The organism is Natrarchaeobius oligotrophus (genome assembly GCF_003841465.1).
In the GTDB taxonomy this organism is placed as follows: Archaea; Halobacteriota; Halobacteria; order Halobacteriales; family Natrialbaceae; genus Natrarchaeobius; species Natrarchaeobius oligotrophus.
This window is the reverse complement of the sequence record NZ_REFZ01000005.1, coordinates 24,710-39,815: the sequence shown is the minus strand read 5'-3', so window position 1 is coordinate 39,815 and position 15,106 is coordinate 24,710. Positions and strand designations below refer to the sequence as shown.

General features: G+C 64.6%; 11 protein-coding genes. 5 read left to right on the top strand and 6 right to left on the bottom strand.

What is annotated here, in order from left to right:
- Window positions 1-230 precede the first annotated feature (230 nt).
- Window positions 231-3,407 carry a cell division protein gene (locus EA472_RS08555; RefSeq protein ID WP_124191097.1) on the top strand — a complete coding sequence of 1,059 codons (3,177 nt, stop codon included), beginning with the start codon at window positions 231-233 and terminating at the stop codon, window positions 3,405-3,407.
- 51 nt (window positions 3,408-3,458) lie between these two features.
- Here the strand turns inward: EA472_RS08555 and EA472_RS08550 are convergent, their stop codons facing one another.
- Entirely contained in the window at window positions 3,459-4,352 is an 894-nt protein-coding gene (locus EA472_RS08550) for a transcription initiation factor IIB (protein WP_124191096.1), read from the bottom strand.
- A gap of 189 nt (window positions 4,353-4,541) precedes the next feature.
- On the opposite strand from EA472_RS08550, the gene EA472_RS08545 reads away from it, so the two are divergent.
- Window positions 4,542-5,309 carry a YqjF family protein gene (locus tag EA472_RS08545; protein WP_124191095.1) on the top strand — a complete coding sequence of 256 codons (768 nt, stop codon included), beginning with the start codon at window positions 4,542-4,544 and terminating at the stop codon, window positions 5,307-5,309.
- Between the two features lie 59 nt (window positions 5,310-5,368).
- Here the strand turns inward: EA472_RS08545 and EA472_RS08540 are convergent, their stop codons facing one another.
- From EA472_RS08540 to EA472_RS08525, 4 genes are all read right to left on the bottom strand, one after another.
- The gene (locus EA472_RS08540) at window positions 5,369-6,376 is read right to left on the bottom strand and encodes an ornithine cyclodeaminase family protein (RefSeq protein ID WP_124191094.1); all 1,008 of its coding nucleotides are present in this window, start codon (window positions 6,374-6,376) and stop codon (window positions 5,369-5,371) included.
- 247 nt (window positions 6,377-6,623) lie between these two features.
- Complete coding sequence (gene thsA / locus EA472_RS08535; protein ID WP_124191361.1) at window positions 6,624-8,288, bottom strand: thermosome subunit alpha; 1,665 nt, start codon at window positions 8,286-8,288, stop codon at window positions 6,624-6,626.
- 165 nt (window positions 8,289-8,453) lie between these two features.
- On the bottom strand, window positions 8,454-9,011 hold the full coding sequence (locus EA472_RS08530; protein ID WP_124191093.1) for a KH domain-containing protein: 558 nt from the start codon (window positions 9,009-9,011) through the stop codon (window positions 8,454-8,456).
- Window positions 9,012-9,036: 25 nt separating this feature from the next.
- The gene (locus EA472_RS08525; RefSeq protein ID WP_124191092.1) at window positions 9,037-9,573 is read right to left on the bottom strand and encodes a metallophosphoesterase; all 537 of its coding nucleotides are present in this window, start codon (window positions 9,571-9,573) and stop codon (window positions 9,037-9,039) included.
- A 176-nt stretch (window positions 9,574-9,749) separates the two neighbouring features.
- Here EA472_RS08525 and EA472_RS08520 point away from each other — a divergent pair, with 176 nt between their 5' ends.
- Window positions 9,750-11,450, top strand: coding sequence for a histidine kinase N-terminal 7TM domain-containing protein (locus EA472_RS08520; RefSeq protein WP_124191091.1), 1,701 nt, complete (start codon window positions 9,750-9,752; stop codon window positions 11,448-11,450).
- A gap of 33 nt (window positions 11,451-11,483) precedes the next feature.
- On the opposite strand, the gene rio1 is transcribed toward EA472_RS08520, so the two are convergent.
- On the bottom strand, window positions 11,484-12,353 hold the full coding sequence (rio1, locus tag EA472_RS08515; RefSeq protein WP_124191090.1) for a serine/threonine-protein kinase Rio1: 870 nt from the start codon (window positions 12,351-12,353) through the stop codon (window positions 11,484-11,486).
- A 179-nt stretch (window positions 12,354-12,532) separates the two neighbouring features.
- Between rio1 and EA472_RS08510 the strand changes: the two genes are divergently transcribed.
- The gene (locus tag EA472_RS08510; protein WP_124191089.1) at window positions 12,533-12,907 is read left to right on the top strand and encodes a 2Fe-2S iron-sulfur cluster-binding protein; all 375 of its coding nucleotides are present in this window, start codon (window positions 12,533-12,535) and stop codon (window positions 12,905-12,907) included.
- 64 nt (window positions 12,908-12,971) lie between these two features.
- A complete protein-coding gene (gene ligA, locus EA472_RS08505) occupies window positions 12,972-15,077 on the top strand; it encodes an NAD-dependent DNA ligase LigA (RefSeq protein WP_124191088.1) in 2,106 nt (701 codons plus the stop codon).
- Window positions 15,078-15,106: the final 29 nt, after the last annotated feature.

The following is a 15,106-nucleotide window of genomic DNA, read 5'->3' as shown; positions in this document are numbered from 1 at the left end:
GATTGTCAGTTGTGAAGACCAAATCAGCTTGGGTGTAGATACATACGGATTGAAATCGAACGTCTCCGTCGTGGCCACGGTACTCGACAGGGATACAGCAAACGGCGTGTTCGTCCCCGATCGGTTCGGGTGACGACGAGCGGCGAGTTCGACGTGGCCCGAACTCGATCCGTTCAGTTTCGTCCCGCTTTGCCACCATTTATACCCGATGAGAGCCGAACAACAGTGCAATGGCGCAAGCGGGAAATTCTGAACTCGTCGATGCGTTCGAGCAGTTCTTCCGGAACTACTACGACAACGCGATCAAACAGCTTGCCCAGCGATATCCAAACGAGCAACGCTCGCTTTCGATCGACTGGCAAGACCTCTACCGCTTCGATCCCGATCTGGCGGACGACTTTCTGAACCAGCCGGAACAGCTCCAGCGCTACGCCGAAGAAGCGCTTCGACTCTACGACCTCCCGATCGACGTCAGCCTCGGTCAGGCGCACGTCCGCATTCGAAATCTCCCCGAGACGGAGTCGCCCGAAATCCGGGAGATTCGCGCACGCGATATGAACTCCCTGGTTCAGGTGCGTGGTATCGTCCGCAAGGCGACCGACGTCCGTCCCAAAATCGAGGAGGCCGCCTTCGAGTGCCAGCTCTGTGGCACCCTCACGCGCGTCCCTCAGTCCAGCGGTAACTTCCAGGAACCCCACGAGTGTCAGGGCTGTGAACGACAGGGACCGTTTCGCGTGAACTTCGACCAGTCCGAGTTCGTCGACTCCCAGAAACTCCGCATTCAGGAAAGTCCCGAGGGGCTTCGCGGCGGCGAGACGCCACAGTCGCTCGACGTCCACGTCGAAGACGACATCACCGGCGAGGTCACGCCCGGCGACAACGTCTCCGCGACCGGCGTGTTACGCCTCGAGCAACAGAGCGACGGCCAGGACAAATCTCCCGTCTTCGATTTCTACATGGAGGGGATCTCCGTCGAAGTCGACGAAGAGCAGTTCGAGGACATGAACATCACCGACGAGGACAAAAAGAAGATCTACGAGATCTCCAATCAGGACGACGTCTACGAGCGGATGGTCGGCTCTATCGCCCCCTCGATCTACGGCTACGAACAGGAGAAACTCGCCATGATCTTCCAGCTCTTTTCGGGGGTTACGAAACAGTTGCCCGACGGCTCGAGGATCCGCGGGGATCTGCACATGCTCCTTATCGGTGATCCGGGTACTGGTAAGTGTGTTCGCGGGGACACGAAGGTCACCCTCGCAGACGGAAAAACCGTTCCGATTCGAGAGCTCGTCGAGTCGAACCTCGACGATCCGAAACCGATCGATGACGGCTGGTGGGACGAGGTCGATCTCGAGGTTCCGTCTCTCCAGAAAGACGGTTCGATTGCTCCCCAGCGTGCGATCAAAGTGTGGAAGCGAGAAGCGCCCGAACAGATGTATCGAATACGAACTTCGAGCGGCCGCGAACTCGAGGTGACGCCATCGCATCCACTGTTCGTCGATGCTGCTGGGGGCTTTCAAGCGACCCGTGCAGAGGAACTCGACATCGGTGATGCGATTGCTGTCGCTGCGCCGGCTATAGACCCACACACTCGTTCGGCGGAACGTGTCCGCCCTGACGGCGGAATCACGGTTGCGGCCGCCGCTGGTACTGATCGAATTGCGTCGCTGGAGACGCTCGAACCCGATGACGACTGGGTGTACGACCTCGAGGTCGAGGAAACCCACAACTACGTCTCGAACGGTGTTATCTCGCACAACTCTCAGATGCTAGGGTATATCCAGAATATTGCACCTCGATCCGTCTACACCTCCGGGAAGGGTTCGTCCTCGGCGGGGCTTACCGCCGCTGCTGTCCGGGACGACTTCGGCGACGGACAGCAGTGGACCCTCGAGGCAGGCGCGTTAGTTCTCGCGGATCAGGGGATCGCGGCGGTCGACGAGCTGGATAAGATGCGGTGTGTCACTGGAGATACATTAGTACATGCTGGTAATGGAATCAAACCAATCCGGGAATTAGCACATGATGCGGTAGCAGACGGTTCGATCGAAGAACTCGAGAACGGCCGGACGATCCGGGACGTGGATTTCTCCGTTCGAACGATGACTGAGACCGGAGCGATCGTCGACCGGCCCGTAACTGCTGTCCACCAGTACGAAACACCGACAGAGCTGATCGACGTTACCACTGAAAGCGGAGAGCGACTCCGATCGACTCCCGATCACCCGTTTTTCGTCTACCAGAACGGATCGATTGTCGAGCGGGATGCTTCGAGTCTCGAGGCAGGTGACCGAACGCTCGTGCCCTGTGGCACGCCCTCGATTGCCGCAGACGGCGGTACCGCAACCACTAACCCAGCGAATCCGGGCCTCCGTGACGTCGAACCCAGCGAAATAGTCAGCGTTCGACGGGACGATGACCACGACTTCGACTACGTGTACGACCTCACGGTAGAGGGGACCCACAACTTCATCGCGAACGGCATGGTCGTCCACAACTCTGAAGATCGTTCCGCCATGCACGAGGCCCTCGAACAACAGAAGATTTCGGTCTCGAAGGCCGGCATCAACGCGACGCTGAAGTCCCGCTGTTCGCTGCTCGGGGCGGCCAATCCGAAGTACGGCCGGTTCGACCACTACGAGCCGATCAGCGAGCAGATCGACCTCGAGCCGGCACTCATCTCGCGGTTCGACCTGATCTTTACGGTGACCGACCAGCCCGACGAGGAGAAAGACAGAAATCTCGCAGAACACATCTTGACGACCAACTACGCGGGCGAGTTGACGACCCAGCGTGAGCAGATGGCCTCGCTCGACGTGAGCCAGGACGAGATCGACGAGATGACCGAGACGGTCGATCCCGACATCGACGCGGACCTCCTGCGGAAGTACATCGCGTTCGCGAAACAGAACTGTCATCCGCGGATGACCGAGGAGGCCCGCGAGACCATCCGTGATTTCTACGTCGACCTGCGCTCGAAGGGGACCGACGAGGACGCGCCGATTCCGGTTACGGCGCGAAAACTCGAGGCGCTGGTTCGGCTCTCGGAGGCGAGCGCTCGGATTCGCCTGTCCGATACGGTCGAACAGTCCGACGCCGAGCACGTCGTCGAGATCGTCCGCTCGTGCCTGCAGGATATCGGCGTCGATCCCGAAACCGGCGAGTTCGACGCGGACATCGTCGAGGCGGGCACTTCGAAGTCCCAGCGCGACCGGATCAAGAACCTCAAAGGACTCATCGCCGACATCGAAGAGGAGTACGACGAGGGTGCGCCGGTCGACATCGTCCTCGAGCGGGCCGAGGAAGTCGGCATGGACCAGTCGAAAGCCGAACACGAGATCGAGAAACTCAAACAGAAAGGCGAGGTGTACGAACCGAGTACCGACGCCCTGCGGACGACGTAGTCGACGCGGAGCCACCGCTCGAACACCGTCATCGTCCCGCCCGCCGATCGGTCACCGCTCGTCGAGTTCGGTCACCGTCGAACGGATCGTCACCGGGGAGACGTCGGCTACGTCCGCGGCGTCGGCCTGTGTGACCGACGGCCACTCCGAACGGTCGCGGGCCGCCTTGTAGAGACAGGCGGCGGCGACGCCGCCCGGATTTCGACCGCCGATCAGTCCCTCCTCGAGCAACGCCGCTACGTGTTCGCGAGCGCGTCGTTCGACGTCCGTTTCGAGGTCGAGTTTCGAGGCGAACCGCGGAAGGTACTGTGCGGGATCGATCGGGCCGGTTGGAAGGCCGAGTTCCCGATTCAGCGCGTCGTAGGCGACTTTGAGTTCGTCCTCGTCGGCCCGGGCGACGCCCGCGATTTCGTCGATCGTTCTGGCGATCGAGCGGATCCGACAGATCGCATAAACCGACGCGGCCGCGAACCCCTCGAGCGATCGGCCCTGGAATAGGCCTTCCGACTGTGCGGACTCGAACAGCGCACAGGACTGTTCCCTGTTGTCGTCGGGAAGCGAGAGCAACGCGTGTATCCGCCTGATTTCTGCGAAGCCGTAGATCTGGTTTCGTTCCACCTTCGAGGAGATTCGTGCGCGATTGTGTTCGCGTCGGAGGCGAGCGATCTGGCGTCGTTTTCGGCCGGTTAGCCGTGCGTCGTACGAACTGGATCCGGATCCGTACCCGATCTCGGTCGAGAGTCCTCGATCGTGTCTCGAGCGAGTGAGCGGTGCGCCGGTTCGTCGTTTGTCGGTATCGGCGTCGTCGAACGACCGCCACTCGGGACCGCGGTCGAGGGCGTCCTCCCCCGCCACGAGGCCGCAGTCTTCGCAGACGGTCTCAGTCCCTGATTTCCGTACCCTCCCGCCACACTCCGAACAGCTCGCGAGCGTACTACTCTTCACTGCTGGTTATTACCTATAGAACCACTAAACCCGCTATTATATTTAAACTCTAACGCTACAATATTAACTACGATGCGTCGATTCTCGTCTCCGATTTTCGGACCGTCGAACCTCCATCGAATCTGATAGTTGATGAACCATTTTATGCGTCTGCTCGGTGTACGACGGATAGACGCGCTACTACTCGAGATGACCGAGCAACGTACGGATCAGTTTCGAGAGAGGATGGACGAACGAGCGCTCTCCAGGACGCCCCACGTCGCTTCGATGACGTGGCGACACGGGTTGTTCGCTCACTGGCCGGTCGACCCGGACGCCGTTCGACCGCACGTTCCCGGTCGACTGACGCTCGAGACGCGCGATGGGCGGGCCTGGATCGGCGTCGTGCCGTTCGTGCTCACGAACGCCGGAATTCGCGGATCGCCGTCGGCGTTCAGAGCCGCGTTTCCCGAGCTCAACGTCCGAACGTACGTGAGATACCGCGGCGATCCGGGACTGTTTTTCTTCAGCGTCGACGTGGCCAGTCCGCTGATCGCGTCGCTGGTCGGTCGATCGACGCGATTGCCAGTTCATTCCGCCAGGATACGAGTCGGTTCCGACGAAACGCAGGTCGCGTTTTCGAGTACGCGAGGAGGGAACGTCCGCGGTGCTGGCGGCCACGTCGACGCGCCCGTCCGGTTTTCAGCGACGTACCGACCCACTGGTGGCGTCTTCCGTCCGGAACCCGGGACGCTCGAGTACTGGCTCACGGAGCGCCGGCGCTTCTACGCGCCCGGAGACGGGACCGTTCTCACCGGCGAGATCGCACACGATCCGTGGCCGCTTCAACCGGCCGACGCGACGATCTACGAGAACACGATGTTCGAGGCGAACGGGTTGCCTGTGCCGGCCGACGAGCCGATCGTCCACTACTGCGACGAACTCGCGATGACGGGATCGATTCCCCGGTGGCTGTAGCGTATCGATCGATCGCGACCTCGAGTTCGACGAGGCTGTAGAGGGTGGAGCCACCGGAGTTAGTTCGACTCCGACGGCCGTCCGACGCCGACGAGATCGAACTCGAGACCGCCGCCCGCGTCGCTGGCTCGTTCGTAGACGACGTGTGCGGCGGCGACGTCCTGGATCGCGAGCCCGGTCGAGTCGAACACCGTGATCCCGGTCTCGTCGGTTCGCGCGGGCTTCGATCCGACGACGAGTTCGCCGATTTCGGCGTGAATGTCCGCGTCCGTCAGCACTCGCTCACCGTACGGAACGTTGATCTCGCCGGAGTGGGTGCACTGTTCGTGATCGTCGATGACGATCGTCGCCGCCGTCAACAGTTCGTCGGCCAGTTCGTGTTTGCCCGCTGCGTCGGCACCGATCGCGTTCACGTGCGTCTTCGCACCGACGTCCTCGAGTCCGACGATGGGTTCTTCGACGGGCGTCACCGTCGAGAGCACGTCGCAGTGGCCGGCCTCGGAGATTGTGCCGGCGCGGACGTCGTAGACGTCGCCGAACGCCTCGACGAACCGTTCGATGCGACCGTCGTCTTTGTCGGCGACGACGACCTCCTCGATCGGTCGCACTTCGCCGATCGCCTCGAGCTGGGTGTACGACTGGACGCCCGCGCCGACGATGCCGAGCGACGCGGCGTCTTCGACCGCGAGGTAGTCGGTCGCGACCGCGGCCGCCGCGCCGGTCCGTTTCATCGTCAGCGTCGTGCCGTCCATGATCGCGAGCGGAAAAGCCGTCTCGGGGTCGGAGTAAATCATCGTTCCGAGGACGGTCGGGAGGCCGTGATCGACGGGGTTGTCGGGGTGGACGTTGACCCACTTGAGTCCGGCCGCGTCCCACCGGTCGGTCTCGAGATACGCGGGCATCGACCGGAAGTCGCCGTTGTACTGCGGCAGGTCGACGTACGATTTCGCGGGCATCTGCGTTCGGCCTCGTTCGAACGCCTCGAACGCGCGTTCGACGGCGTCGATGACGGCCGCCGTGTCGGCGTGTTCGTCGACGGCACCGCTGTCCAGGAGGAGCGTGTTCATGCGGACGAATTTTTCGGGAGTTCACTTAGGTGTAATTGAGCGAGTGCGGTTCCCTGGTCCCCGGTCAGGCGGCGGACGTGACATCGACGCTCCGTCACCCGCGCTGTGGACGGACACTCGAGAGACGGCGTGGTACGGCGATCCCACTCGCTGGGGTCGGGCATCGCCGCAAAAACTGATTCGATCTCGGGAACCGAGTCGAGAGGGTGAAAATCGACGCTGAGTGGCTGGGTGGTCTCGGCCGGGCTTACATCATGCCGCCCATGCCGCCGCCCATGCCGCCCATGCCGCCGCCCATGCCACCGGCACCGCCGGCGGGCATGTCCTCGTCATCGTCGTCGTCGGAGACCGCGAGGTCGCCGGCGGCGATGACGTCGTCGATGCGAAGCAGCATAACGGCCGCCTCGGTGGCGGATTCGATCGCCTGGGTCTTCACGCGGAGGGGTTCGTAGACGCCCTCCTCGGCCATGTCGATCGTGTCGCCAGTGAAGGCGTCGAGTCCGGCGGCCTCGTTGCCGCCGTCGTGGTCGGCGCGGAGCTCGACGAGCGAGTCGATGGGGTCGAGCCCGGCGTTCTCGGCGAGCGTTCGCGGGATGACCTCGAGTGCGTCCGCGAAGGCCTCGACCGCGAGCTGCTCGCGGCCGCCGACGGAGTCGGCGTGGTCGCGCAGGGCGAGCGAGAGCTCGACTTCGGGTGCGCCGCCGCCGGCGAGCACCTTGCCGTCTTCGATCGTCGTCCGGACGACGCCGAGTGAGTCCTCGATGGCGCGGTCGACCTCGTCGATGACGTGCTCGGTGCCACCCCGGAGGATGAGCGTGACGGCTTTCGCGTCCTCGACGTCCTCGACGAAGATGCGCTGATCGCCGGCGATGTCCTTCTGGGCGACGCTGCCGGCGAATCCGAGGTCGTCCTCGCTCAGGTCGTCGACCGACGAGACCGGACGGGCACCGGTCGCGCGGGCGAGCTGGGACTGGTCGCTGGATTTGACGCGACGGACGGCGATGATGCCTTCCTGGGCGAGGTAGTGCTGGGCCATGTCGTCGATGCCGCCGTCGACGAAGACGACGTCGGCGCCGACGTCGGCGATGGCGTCGGCCATCTCGCGCAGCTGAGCTTCCTCCTGTTCGAGGAACTGCTCGAGCTGTTCGGGGTCGGTGACGTTGACCTCGGCGTCGATCTCGGTCTCTTTGATCTCGAGATCGCCGTCGATGATCGCGACGTTCGCGTCGTCGGCGAAGTACGGCATGTTCTCCGAGACGCGTTCCTTGTCGACGATGACGCCCTCGACGAGTTCGGAGTTCTCGATGGAGCCGCCGACGACTTTCTCGACTTTGATGTTGTCCGTGTCGATGCCGTCCTCGTCAGCGACCGACTGGACCGCGTTGACGACGAGGTCGGCGAGCAGGTCGCGGGCGCTCTCTGCGCCCTTGCCCGTCATCGCGGTGGCGGCGATCTGGTGGAGGATCTCGTCGTCGTCCTCCTCGACGTCGATCGCGATCTCCTCGAGGGCCTCGGTGGCCTTCTCGGCGGCCTGGCGGTACCCCTGTGCGAGCGTCGTCGCGTGAATGTCCTGCTCGAGGAGGTCCTCGGCCTGGCTGAGGAGTTCGCCGGCCACGACGACGGCGCTCGTCGTCCCGTCGCCGACCTCGTCCTCCTGGGTCTCGGCGACTTCGACGATCATGTCGGCCGCCGGGTGGTCGATGTCCATCTCCGAGAGGAGCGTGACGCCGTCGTTCGTGACGACGACGTTGCCCGTCGAGTCGACGAGCATCTTGTCCATTCCCTTCGGACCGAGGGTGGTCCGTACGGATTCGGCGACGGCCTTTCCGGCCTGGACGTTCATCGACTGCGCGTCTTTGCCGGAGGTACGCTGGCTGTCCTCCGAGAGAACGATGAGGGGCTGGTTACCCATCTGTTGTGCCATAGTCAAGGAAAGATTGATTGCTATTCTATATAAGTGTTTCGGAGTGGGCTACCGATAATCGCAAGACGGGAAAGGGGGGCTCGAGCGAAGTCCTCGCCCGGATGGTTCTCGAACTCGATCGGAACCCGCTCGAAACGAGACGCGTCGCGACGGTCAAGACTGACTGCCGGGGAACCGGTGGTACTCCATCCCCTGGTGTTTCATCTCGTTGTGGCGCTCCTCGAGGAACGAGTAGACTGCGCCGTGGGGCGCGCCGTCTAAGAGCATTTCGGCGGCGCTGCGAACCGCCTCGACCTGTTCTGGGGTGCCGATCATGCCGAGCGTAGAGCCGTAGATGACGACCGACGCACCCGAAAGTTCTTCCATCAGCTCGCGGGTTCGGCCCGCTTCGCCGATGAGACGGCCCTTCTGGCGTTTCATGTCGTTTTTGTTGCGCGATGCGGCGTCGATGTCGACGACGTCGAACAGCATCATCTCGTCGTCGAGCAGCCGCAATGCGTCCTCGGGCGGAAAGCCGCGACCGATCGCGCGGACGATTTCGGGGCCTTTCAGGCCGCGGACCGGATCGCCGACGGTTTCGACCGCGACGGAGCCGTTCTCCGAGTCGATGTCGAGTCGCACCTCGGCCTCCGCCTCGATCTCGCGCATCGTCTCGCCGCCCTCCCCGATGAGAACGCCGATTCGCTCCTGCGGAATCTTCACGTGCTGCATACGCTCCGGTACTCGCTCGGCGAGGTTAAGCGCTTGGTCCGCCCGCCGCGTCGCCTTCGGCCTCGAGCACCGATCGGAACCGGACGCTCTCCGAGAGCGTGTCGAGAATCGCCACCGTCCGGTGATCGGCGGGGATCGAGGGGAAGTGCCCGCCAGGATTGACCAGCGTCGTCCGGCCGCGTTCCGTGCACTCTCGTTCGTGGTGGTGGCCGTAACAGACGACGTCGTAGGTCTCGGCCGCCGCGAGCGTTTCGACCTCGGCTTTGGATTCTCCGTGTAACACCGCAAACGAGAGGCCGTCGAACTCGAGGTTCGCGAACCGCCCGTGGAGTTCGCTCTCGCCGCCCAGCGAGTCGAACGCTGCTTCGAGGCCGGCGATCTCGCCGTCGTTGTTTCCGAGGACGCCGTGGAGTTCGAACCCCTCGAAGTGCGGGATCACCGGCGGCGCGACGAAGTCGCCACAGTGGACGACGACCTCGACGCCCGCCGCGTCGAACAGTTCGATCGCGCGCTCGACCGCCGCTACGTTGTCGTGGGTGTCCGCGATGATTCCGATGTTCATGGGAGAGTGCGCGAGAGCGAGCCACTAATGCGTTCGGGGACGGCGGCGGCCGACCGGTCGGGACGCCGATGGCTGACCGACGGCGTCCTCGCGAGGATCGACCGAACGCGGTCTCGCGCGGACTGACCGGCCCATACCTATAATTGTGCGTATGATAGTCGTTCGAGTGATCCCGCATGCCCAGCGCGGCGCAGTCGATGACGTTTCTGATGGTGATCTGTGCCGTGCCGATCGCGGGGGTAGCAGCCTACGCGTTTCGAAACCGGGGGAAACCCGGCGCCCGAGGCTTCTTCCTCTGTGAGATCGGCATGGTCGGCTGGTCGATCCAGCTCGCGCTGATCACCTGGCCGACGGCGGTCATGCCCGTGTTCGTCAACACGACGATCCGCCACCTGTTCCAGATTTTCGTGATGCTCGGCTGGCCGTTGCTCGTTTGGGAGTACACTCGACGGGGACGGATTTCGCTGAAACGCTCGCACCTCGCGGCGGTGTTGCTCGTCCCGGCGCTCACGGTCGTCCTCACCGCGACGAACCCCTGGCACCACCTCGTGCTCGCGCCGGAGACGCCGGCGAACCCCGCCGGAATCGGCGAGTTCGTGCTGGGTCCGTGGTACATCGTCCACATCGGATTCGCGGTCACGCTGGTGATGATCCCCGCCGGCGTCCTCGCACAGGACCTGCGTTCCGCCGTCGGTAATCATCGACGCCAGATCCTGTTGCTGCTGGCCGGATGGGCTATCGGCTTTCCCGGTGCGCTCAACACCCACCTCTTTCGGAACGTGGACGCGATCCCCGCGTACGTCGACCTGACGCCGCTTCTGTTTCTCGTCACGACCGGACTCTGGGGACTCGCGCTCTTTCGATACCAGCTGTTCGCGCTCGCTCCGGTCAGCCGCAGAACGGCCGTCGAGACGATGCCCGACGCGATGATTTCGGTGGACGCCCGGGGAACGATCGTCGACGCCAACTCGGCCGCTCGTCGACTGTTCGGACCCGAGCGCGATTGTATCGGAACGCCGCTCTCGACGTTCTGTCGCGAGTATCCGTCGGTCCTCGAGCAGTACGAGCGCGGGCGAGCGAGCGGAACGCCGGTGTCGATCGACGACGACGGACAGACGAGACACTTCACGATGGACGTCCGCCCGATCGAACAGGGAGGCGTCGTCACCGGTTCGCTGCTCGTCCTGCGGGACGTCACCGAACTCAAACAACGAGAGCAAGAGCTCGACCTGCTCAAGCAGGTGCTGTCGCGGGTGTTCCGACACAACATCAGAAACGAGCTGACGACCCTCCGCGGAAACGCCGAGCTCATCCGCGACCGCGCGGACGACGACCGCCTCGCGGCGCGAGCGAACGCGATCCTGGCCGACGCGGATCGTCTCCTCAGCCACAGCGAGAAGGCGAAAGAACTCGAGTCGGTCATCGACACGGAGACGGTCGACGAGCCGATCCGACTCGGCCGGATCGTCGAGCGACACACCGAACGCTACGACGCCCGATCGGACGTCGCGATCGACAACGAGGTGCCGTCCGACCTCTCCGTCGTCGCCCACCCGAGCCTCGAGCGGGCGATCGAGGAGCTGTTACAGAACGCGATCGTCCACGGCGCTGCCTCTCGTCCACTCCGGATCGAACTCCGTTCGCGCGTGGTCGACGACCGCGTCCGGATCGTCGTCGCGGACGACGGTCCCGGCATCGACGGCCACGAGATCGATGCGCTCGACGCAGGCGAGGAGACCGACCTCCAGCACGGCTCCGGCATCGGGCTCTGGATGGTCGACCTCGTCGTCCGAAAGTCCGGCGGTACGTTCAGGATCGACGCCGACCCGAGCCTCGGTGGAACGCGAGCGGTTATCGTCCTCTCGCTCGCCGACTAGGGCCGAAAATCGCGGCGTGGACGCACCGACGCGTCACCCTCGCGACGGGTCCGGCTCCGGACTCGTGACGAACTCGAGCAGCTCGTCGGGGTCGGCGTCCAGTCCCTGCCGCGAGAAGAAATTCGCGACGTTCTCGCAGTCGCGCTCCAGGAAGTCGCGGCTGTTTGGGTGGTGAACCGTGACGGCCTGGCCGACGTCGATGATGACGAGCTGTCCCTCGTCGAAGACGACGTTGTACTCGCTCAGGTCGCCGTGGACGATCCCGGCGGAGTAGAGCCGGCGCATGTACTCGCGCATGACCTCGTAGGCGGTCTCGGGATTTTCGATGTGGACCTCGCCGAGCCGTCGCGCGCGGCCCTCCTCGTTGCCGATGTACTCCATCACCAGGACGTTGCGCTCGGCGGCGATCGGCTCCGGAACGCGGACGCCGGCTTTCCTCGCGCGATCGAGGTTCGCCAGTTCCTTTTTGGTCCAGGCGAGCACGACGTCTTTCTTCTTGCCCCCCAGCCCCTCGAACCGTGGGTCGCCCTCCAAGTAGTCACGCATCTGCCGGAAGTTCGAGGCGTTGATCCGGTAGACCTTCACGGCGACCTCGCGGTCGTCGCCCAGCGCGTGGTAGACGTTTGCCTCCTTGCCCGTCGAGAGCGGCCCGCCGAAGGCCTCGACGTAGCCGTCCTGGACGAGTTTGTAGAGCGCGGCGAAGGTCGCATCGTCGAACACCGACTGCTCGACTTTGAACTGGTCTGCGTCCTTGATCCGCTTCTCGAACTGCTCGAACTCCCGGTCGCGCTTGCGGGCGATCCGGTCGGCCTCGGTGTCCGAAACGTCGATCTCCTCCCACTCGTCGCCGGGGGTGTCGACTTCCTCGAGATCGACCAGCCCGTACTCCGTTCCCTGTCCCATCTACTCGCCCCTACGTGGTGGGGGCGGGTAAATACTGGGTGTCGGCGTTTCCGTTCGGACGAGACGGCACGATCGGGTTGGGGTGGACGCGATCGCTCGGAACGGACTTTTTGTGCCGTCCGTCGTAACACCGGTATGGATCGACCAAACGACCGACGACCGACGGCGGGGACGTCGAAATGACCCGATACGACGCGACCCTCGAGTGGCCGGACGGCCGAACCGACGCCGTCGCGGTCGATCCCCGGGAGACGGTACTCGACGCGGCTCTCCGGGAGGGAATCCGACTCCCCTCCGACTGCCGGAAGGGTACCTGTACGACCTGCGTGGGTCGGGTGATTGCCGTCGGAGGTGACGCTCCTGACGGTCGCGAGTCGGCCGAACCGATCGACGCCGCAGCGGCGTTCGACTACCGACGCCAGCCCGAGGCACTCACGGACGGCGAGCGGGCCGACGGCTACGTCCTGCTGTGTATCGCGGTGCCTCGAGCCGACTGCCGGATCGCGGTCGGGCCGACGATCCGTGCCGAAGTCGGCGACAGCCCGTGGAGATAGCGGTCGCGGCGGCGGCGAACGACGGTAACGTTAACGGGCCCGCACCGTAACCCTCGAGCAACGAATGTCTCTCGCCGACAGCGCAGACGAAGACAATCCCTACCTCCGGGATCCGCCGACCGACTTCGAACCGGTCGAGGAACTCTCGGAGGAGCGGGCCCGCGAGCACGTCGAGTTGCTCCGGGAAGCCGTTCGCGAACACGACCGCCGGTACTACGTCGAGAACGATCCGATCGTTGCCGATCGCACCTACGACGCGTTGTTTGCCCGACTGCAGGAACTCGAGGAGGCGTTCGACCTCTCCCATCCCGACAGCCCCACCAGAAGCGTCGGCGGCGAGCCCCTCGAGGCGTTCGAGACGGTCGAACACGTCGCGCCGATGCTGTCGATCGACCAGAGCGGAGACGAAGACGACGTGCGCGAGTTCGACGACCGCGTTCGCCGCGAGTTGCGCGCAAGCGGGCACGGGGGCGACGTCGAGTACGTCTGCGAACCAAAGTTCGACGGCGTCTCGATGGAGTTCGTCTACGAGGACGGCAGCCTCGAGCGCGCCGTCACCCGCGGCGACGGGCGGGAAGGCGACGACGTTACCCGAAACGCCCGCACGATCGGTTCCGTTCCCCAGCGTCTCCACGGCGATCACCCGGACTTTCTGGCGGTCCGCGGCGAGGTCTACATGCCGAAAGACGCCTTCCAGGCGCACAACCGCGAGCGGATCGAACGCGGCGAGGAGCCGTTTGCCAACCCGCGAAACGCGACCGCGGGAACGATCCGCCAGCTCGATCCCTCGGTCGTCGCCGACCGACCGCTCGAGGTCTTTTTCTTCGACGTGCTCGCGGCCAGCGACCTCGAAGAGAGCCACCGCGCGGAACTCGAGCGCTTCCCCGAGTGGGGGCTGCGGGTCAACGACCGGGTGGAGGTGGCCGAAACGATCGAAGAGGCGATCGACTACCGCGACCGACTGCTCGAGGTCCGCGACGACCTGAACTACGAGATCGACGGCGTCGTGATCAAAGTCGACGACCGGGACGCTCGCGAGGAACTGGGCCGCACCGCCAGACACGACCGCTTCGCCTTCGCCTACAAGTTCCCCGCCCGCGCGGAGGTGACGCCGATCGTCGACGTCGCGGTCCAGATCGGTCGCACCGGACGGATGACGCCCGTCGCCTTGCTCGAGCCGGTCGACGTCGGCGGCGTCACCGTCTCGCGAGCGAGCCTGCACAACCCAGAGGAGATCGCCGAGAAGAACGTCAACGTCGGCGACACCGTCCGCGTTCAGCGGGCGGGCGACGTGATCCCCTACGTCGAGGAGGTCGTCGAGAAGGGACGCGAAGGGCACTACGAACTCCCGGAGCGCTGCCCGGTCTGTGACAGCGCGATCGAACGCGACGGGCCGATGGCGTTCTGTACCGGTGGGTTGGCCTGTGACGCCCAGCTCCGGCGATCCATCGAGTACTACGCGAGCGACGACGGCCTCGACCTCGAGGGACTCGGCGAGCGGAGCGTCCGGCAACTCGTCGACGCCGACCTCCTCGGATCGGTCGCCGGCCTCTACGAACTCGAGCGCGCGGACCTCGCCGACCTCGAGGGGTGGGGCGAGACGAGCGCCGACAACCTGCGCTCGGAGATCGAGGACGCCCGCGAGCCGTCGCTACCCGACTTCCTCTCGGCGCTCGGCATTCCCCACGTCGGTCCGACGACGGCCCGGGAACTCGCCCGCGAGTTCGGAACCTTCGAGGCCGTCCGCGAGGCCGCCGAACGCGACCCGGATCGCCTCGAGAGCGTCGACGAGGTGGGCGAGACCGTCGCCGAAACGATCCACGAGTTCTTCGCGAGCGAGGCCAACGCGGCTGCCGTCGACGACGTGCTCGAGCACGTCTCGCCGCGGGCGTTCGAGGACGGCGAGGGCGGCGACGAACTCGAGGGGCTGACGTTCGTCTTCACCGGCTCGCTCGAGGGAGTGACCCGCGCCGAAGCCCAGGACGTCGTCGAGGCCCACGGCGGGAACGCGACGAGCAGCGTCTCCGGTAACACGGACTACCTGATCGTCGGCGAGAACCCGGGCCGGACGAAACGCGACGACGCCGAGGCGAACGACGTGGCGATACTCGAGGAAGACGAGTTCCGCGAGTTGCTCGCGGAGCGGGGGCTCGACGTGGACCGTGCGTAAGTGGCCGTCGCCGGTGAACGGACGAAACG

Excerpts from the sequence above, each read along its gene's own strand:
- EA472_RS08555 (WP_124191097.1), top strand. The coding sequence starts at position 231 with ATGGCGCAAGCGGGAAATTCTGAACTCGTCGATGCGTTCGAGCAGTTC.
- EA472_RS08545 (WP_124191095.1), top strand. The coding sequence starts at position 4,542 with ATGACCGAGCAACGTACGGATCAGTTTCGAGAGAGGATGGACGAACGA.
- EA472_RS08540 (WP_124191094.1), bottom strand. The coding sequence starts at position 6,376 with ATGAACACGCTCCTCCTGGACAGCGGTGCCGTCGACGAACACGCCGAC.
- thsA (WP_124191361.1), bottom strand. The coding sequence starts at position 8,288 with ATGGGTAACCAGCCCCTCATCGTTCTCTCGGAGGACAGCCAGCGTACC.
- EA472_RS08530 (WP_124191093.1), bottom strand. The coding sequence starts at position 9,011 with ATGCAGCACGTGAAGATTCCGCAGGAGCGAATCGGCGTTCTCATCGGG.
- EA472_RS08525 (WP_124191092.1), bottom strand. The coding sequence starts at position 9,573 with ATGAACATCGGAATCATCGCGGACACCCACGACAACGTAGCGGCGGTC.
- EA472_RS08520 (WP_124191091.1), top strand. The coding sequence starts at position 9,750 with ATGCCCAGCGCGGCGCAGTCGATGACGTTTCTGATGGTGATCTGTGCC.
- rio1 (WP_124191090.1), bottom strand. The coding sequence starts at position 12,353 with ATGGGACAGGGAACGGAGTACGGGCTGGTCGATCTCGAGGAAGTCGAC.
- EA472_RS08510 (WP_124191089.1), top strand. The coding sequence starts at position 12,533 with ATGACCCGATACGACGCGACCCTCGAGTGGCCGGACGGCCGAACCGAC.
- ligA (WP_124191088.1), top strand. The coding sequence starts at position 12,972 with ATGTCTCTCGCCGACAGCGCAGACGAAGACAATCCCTACCTCCGGGAT.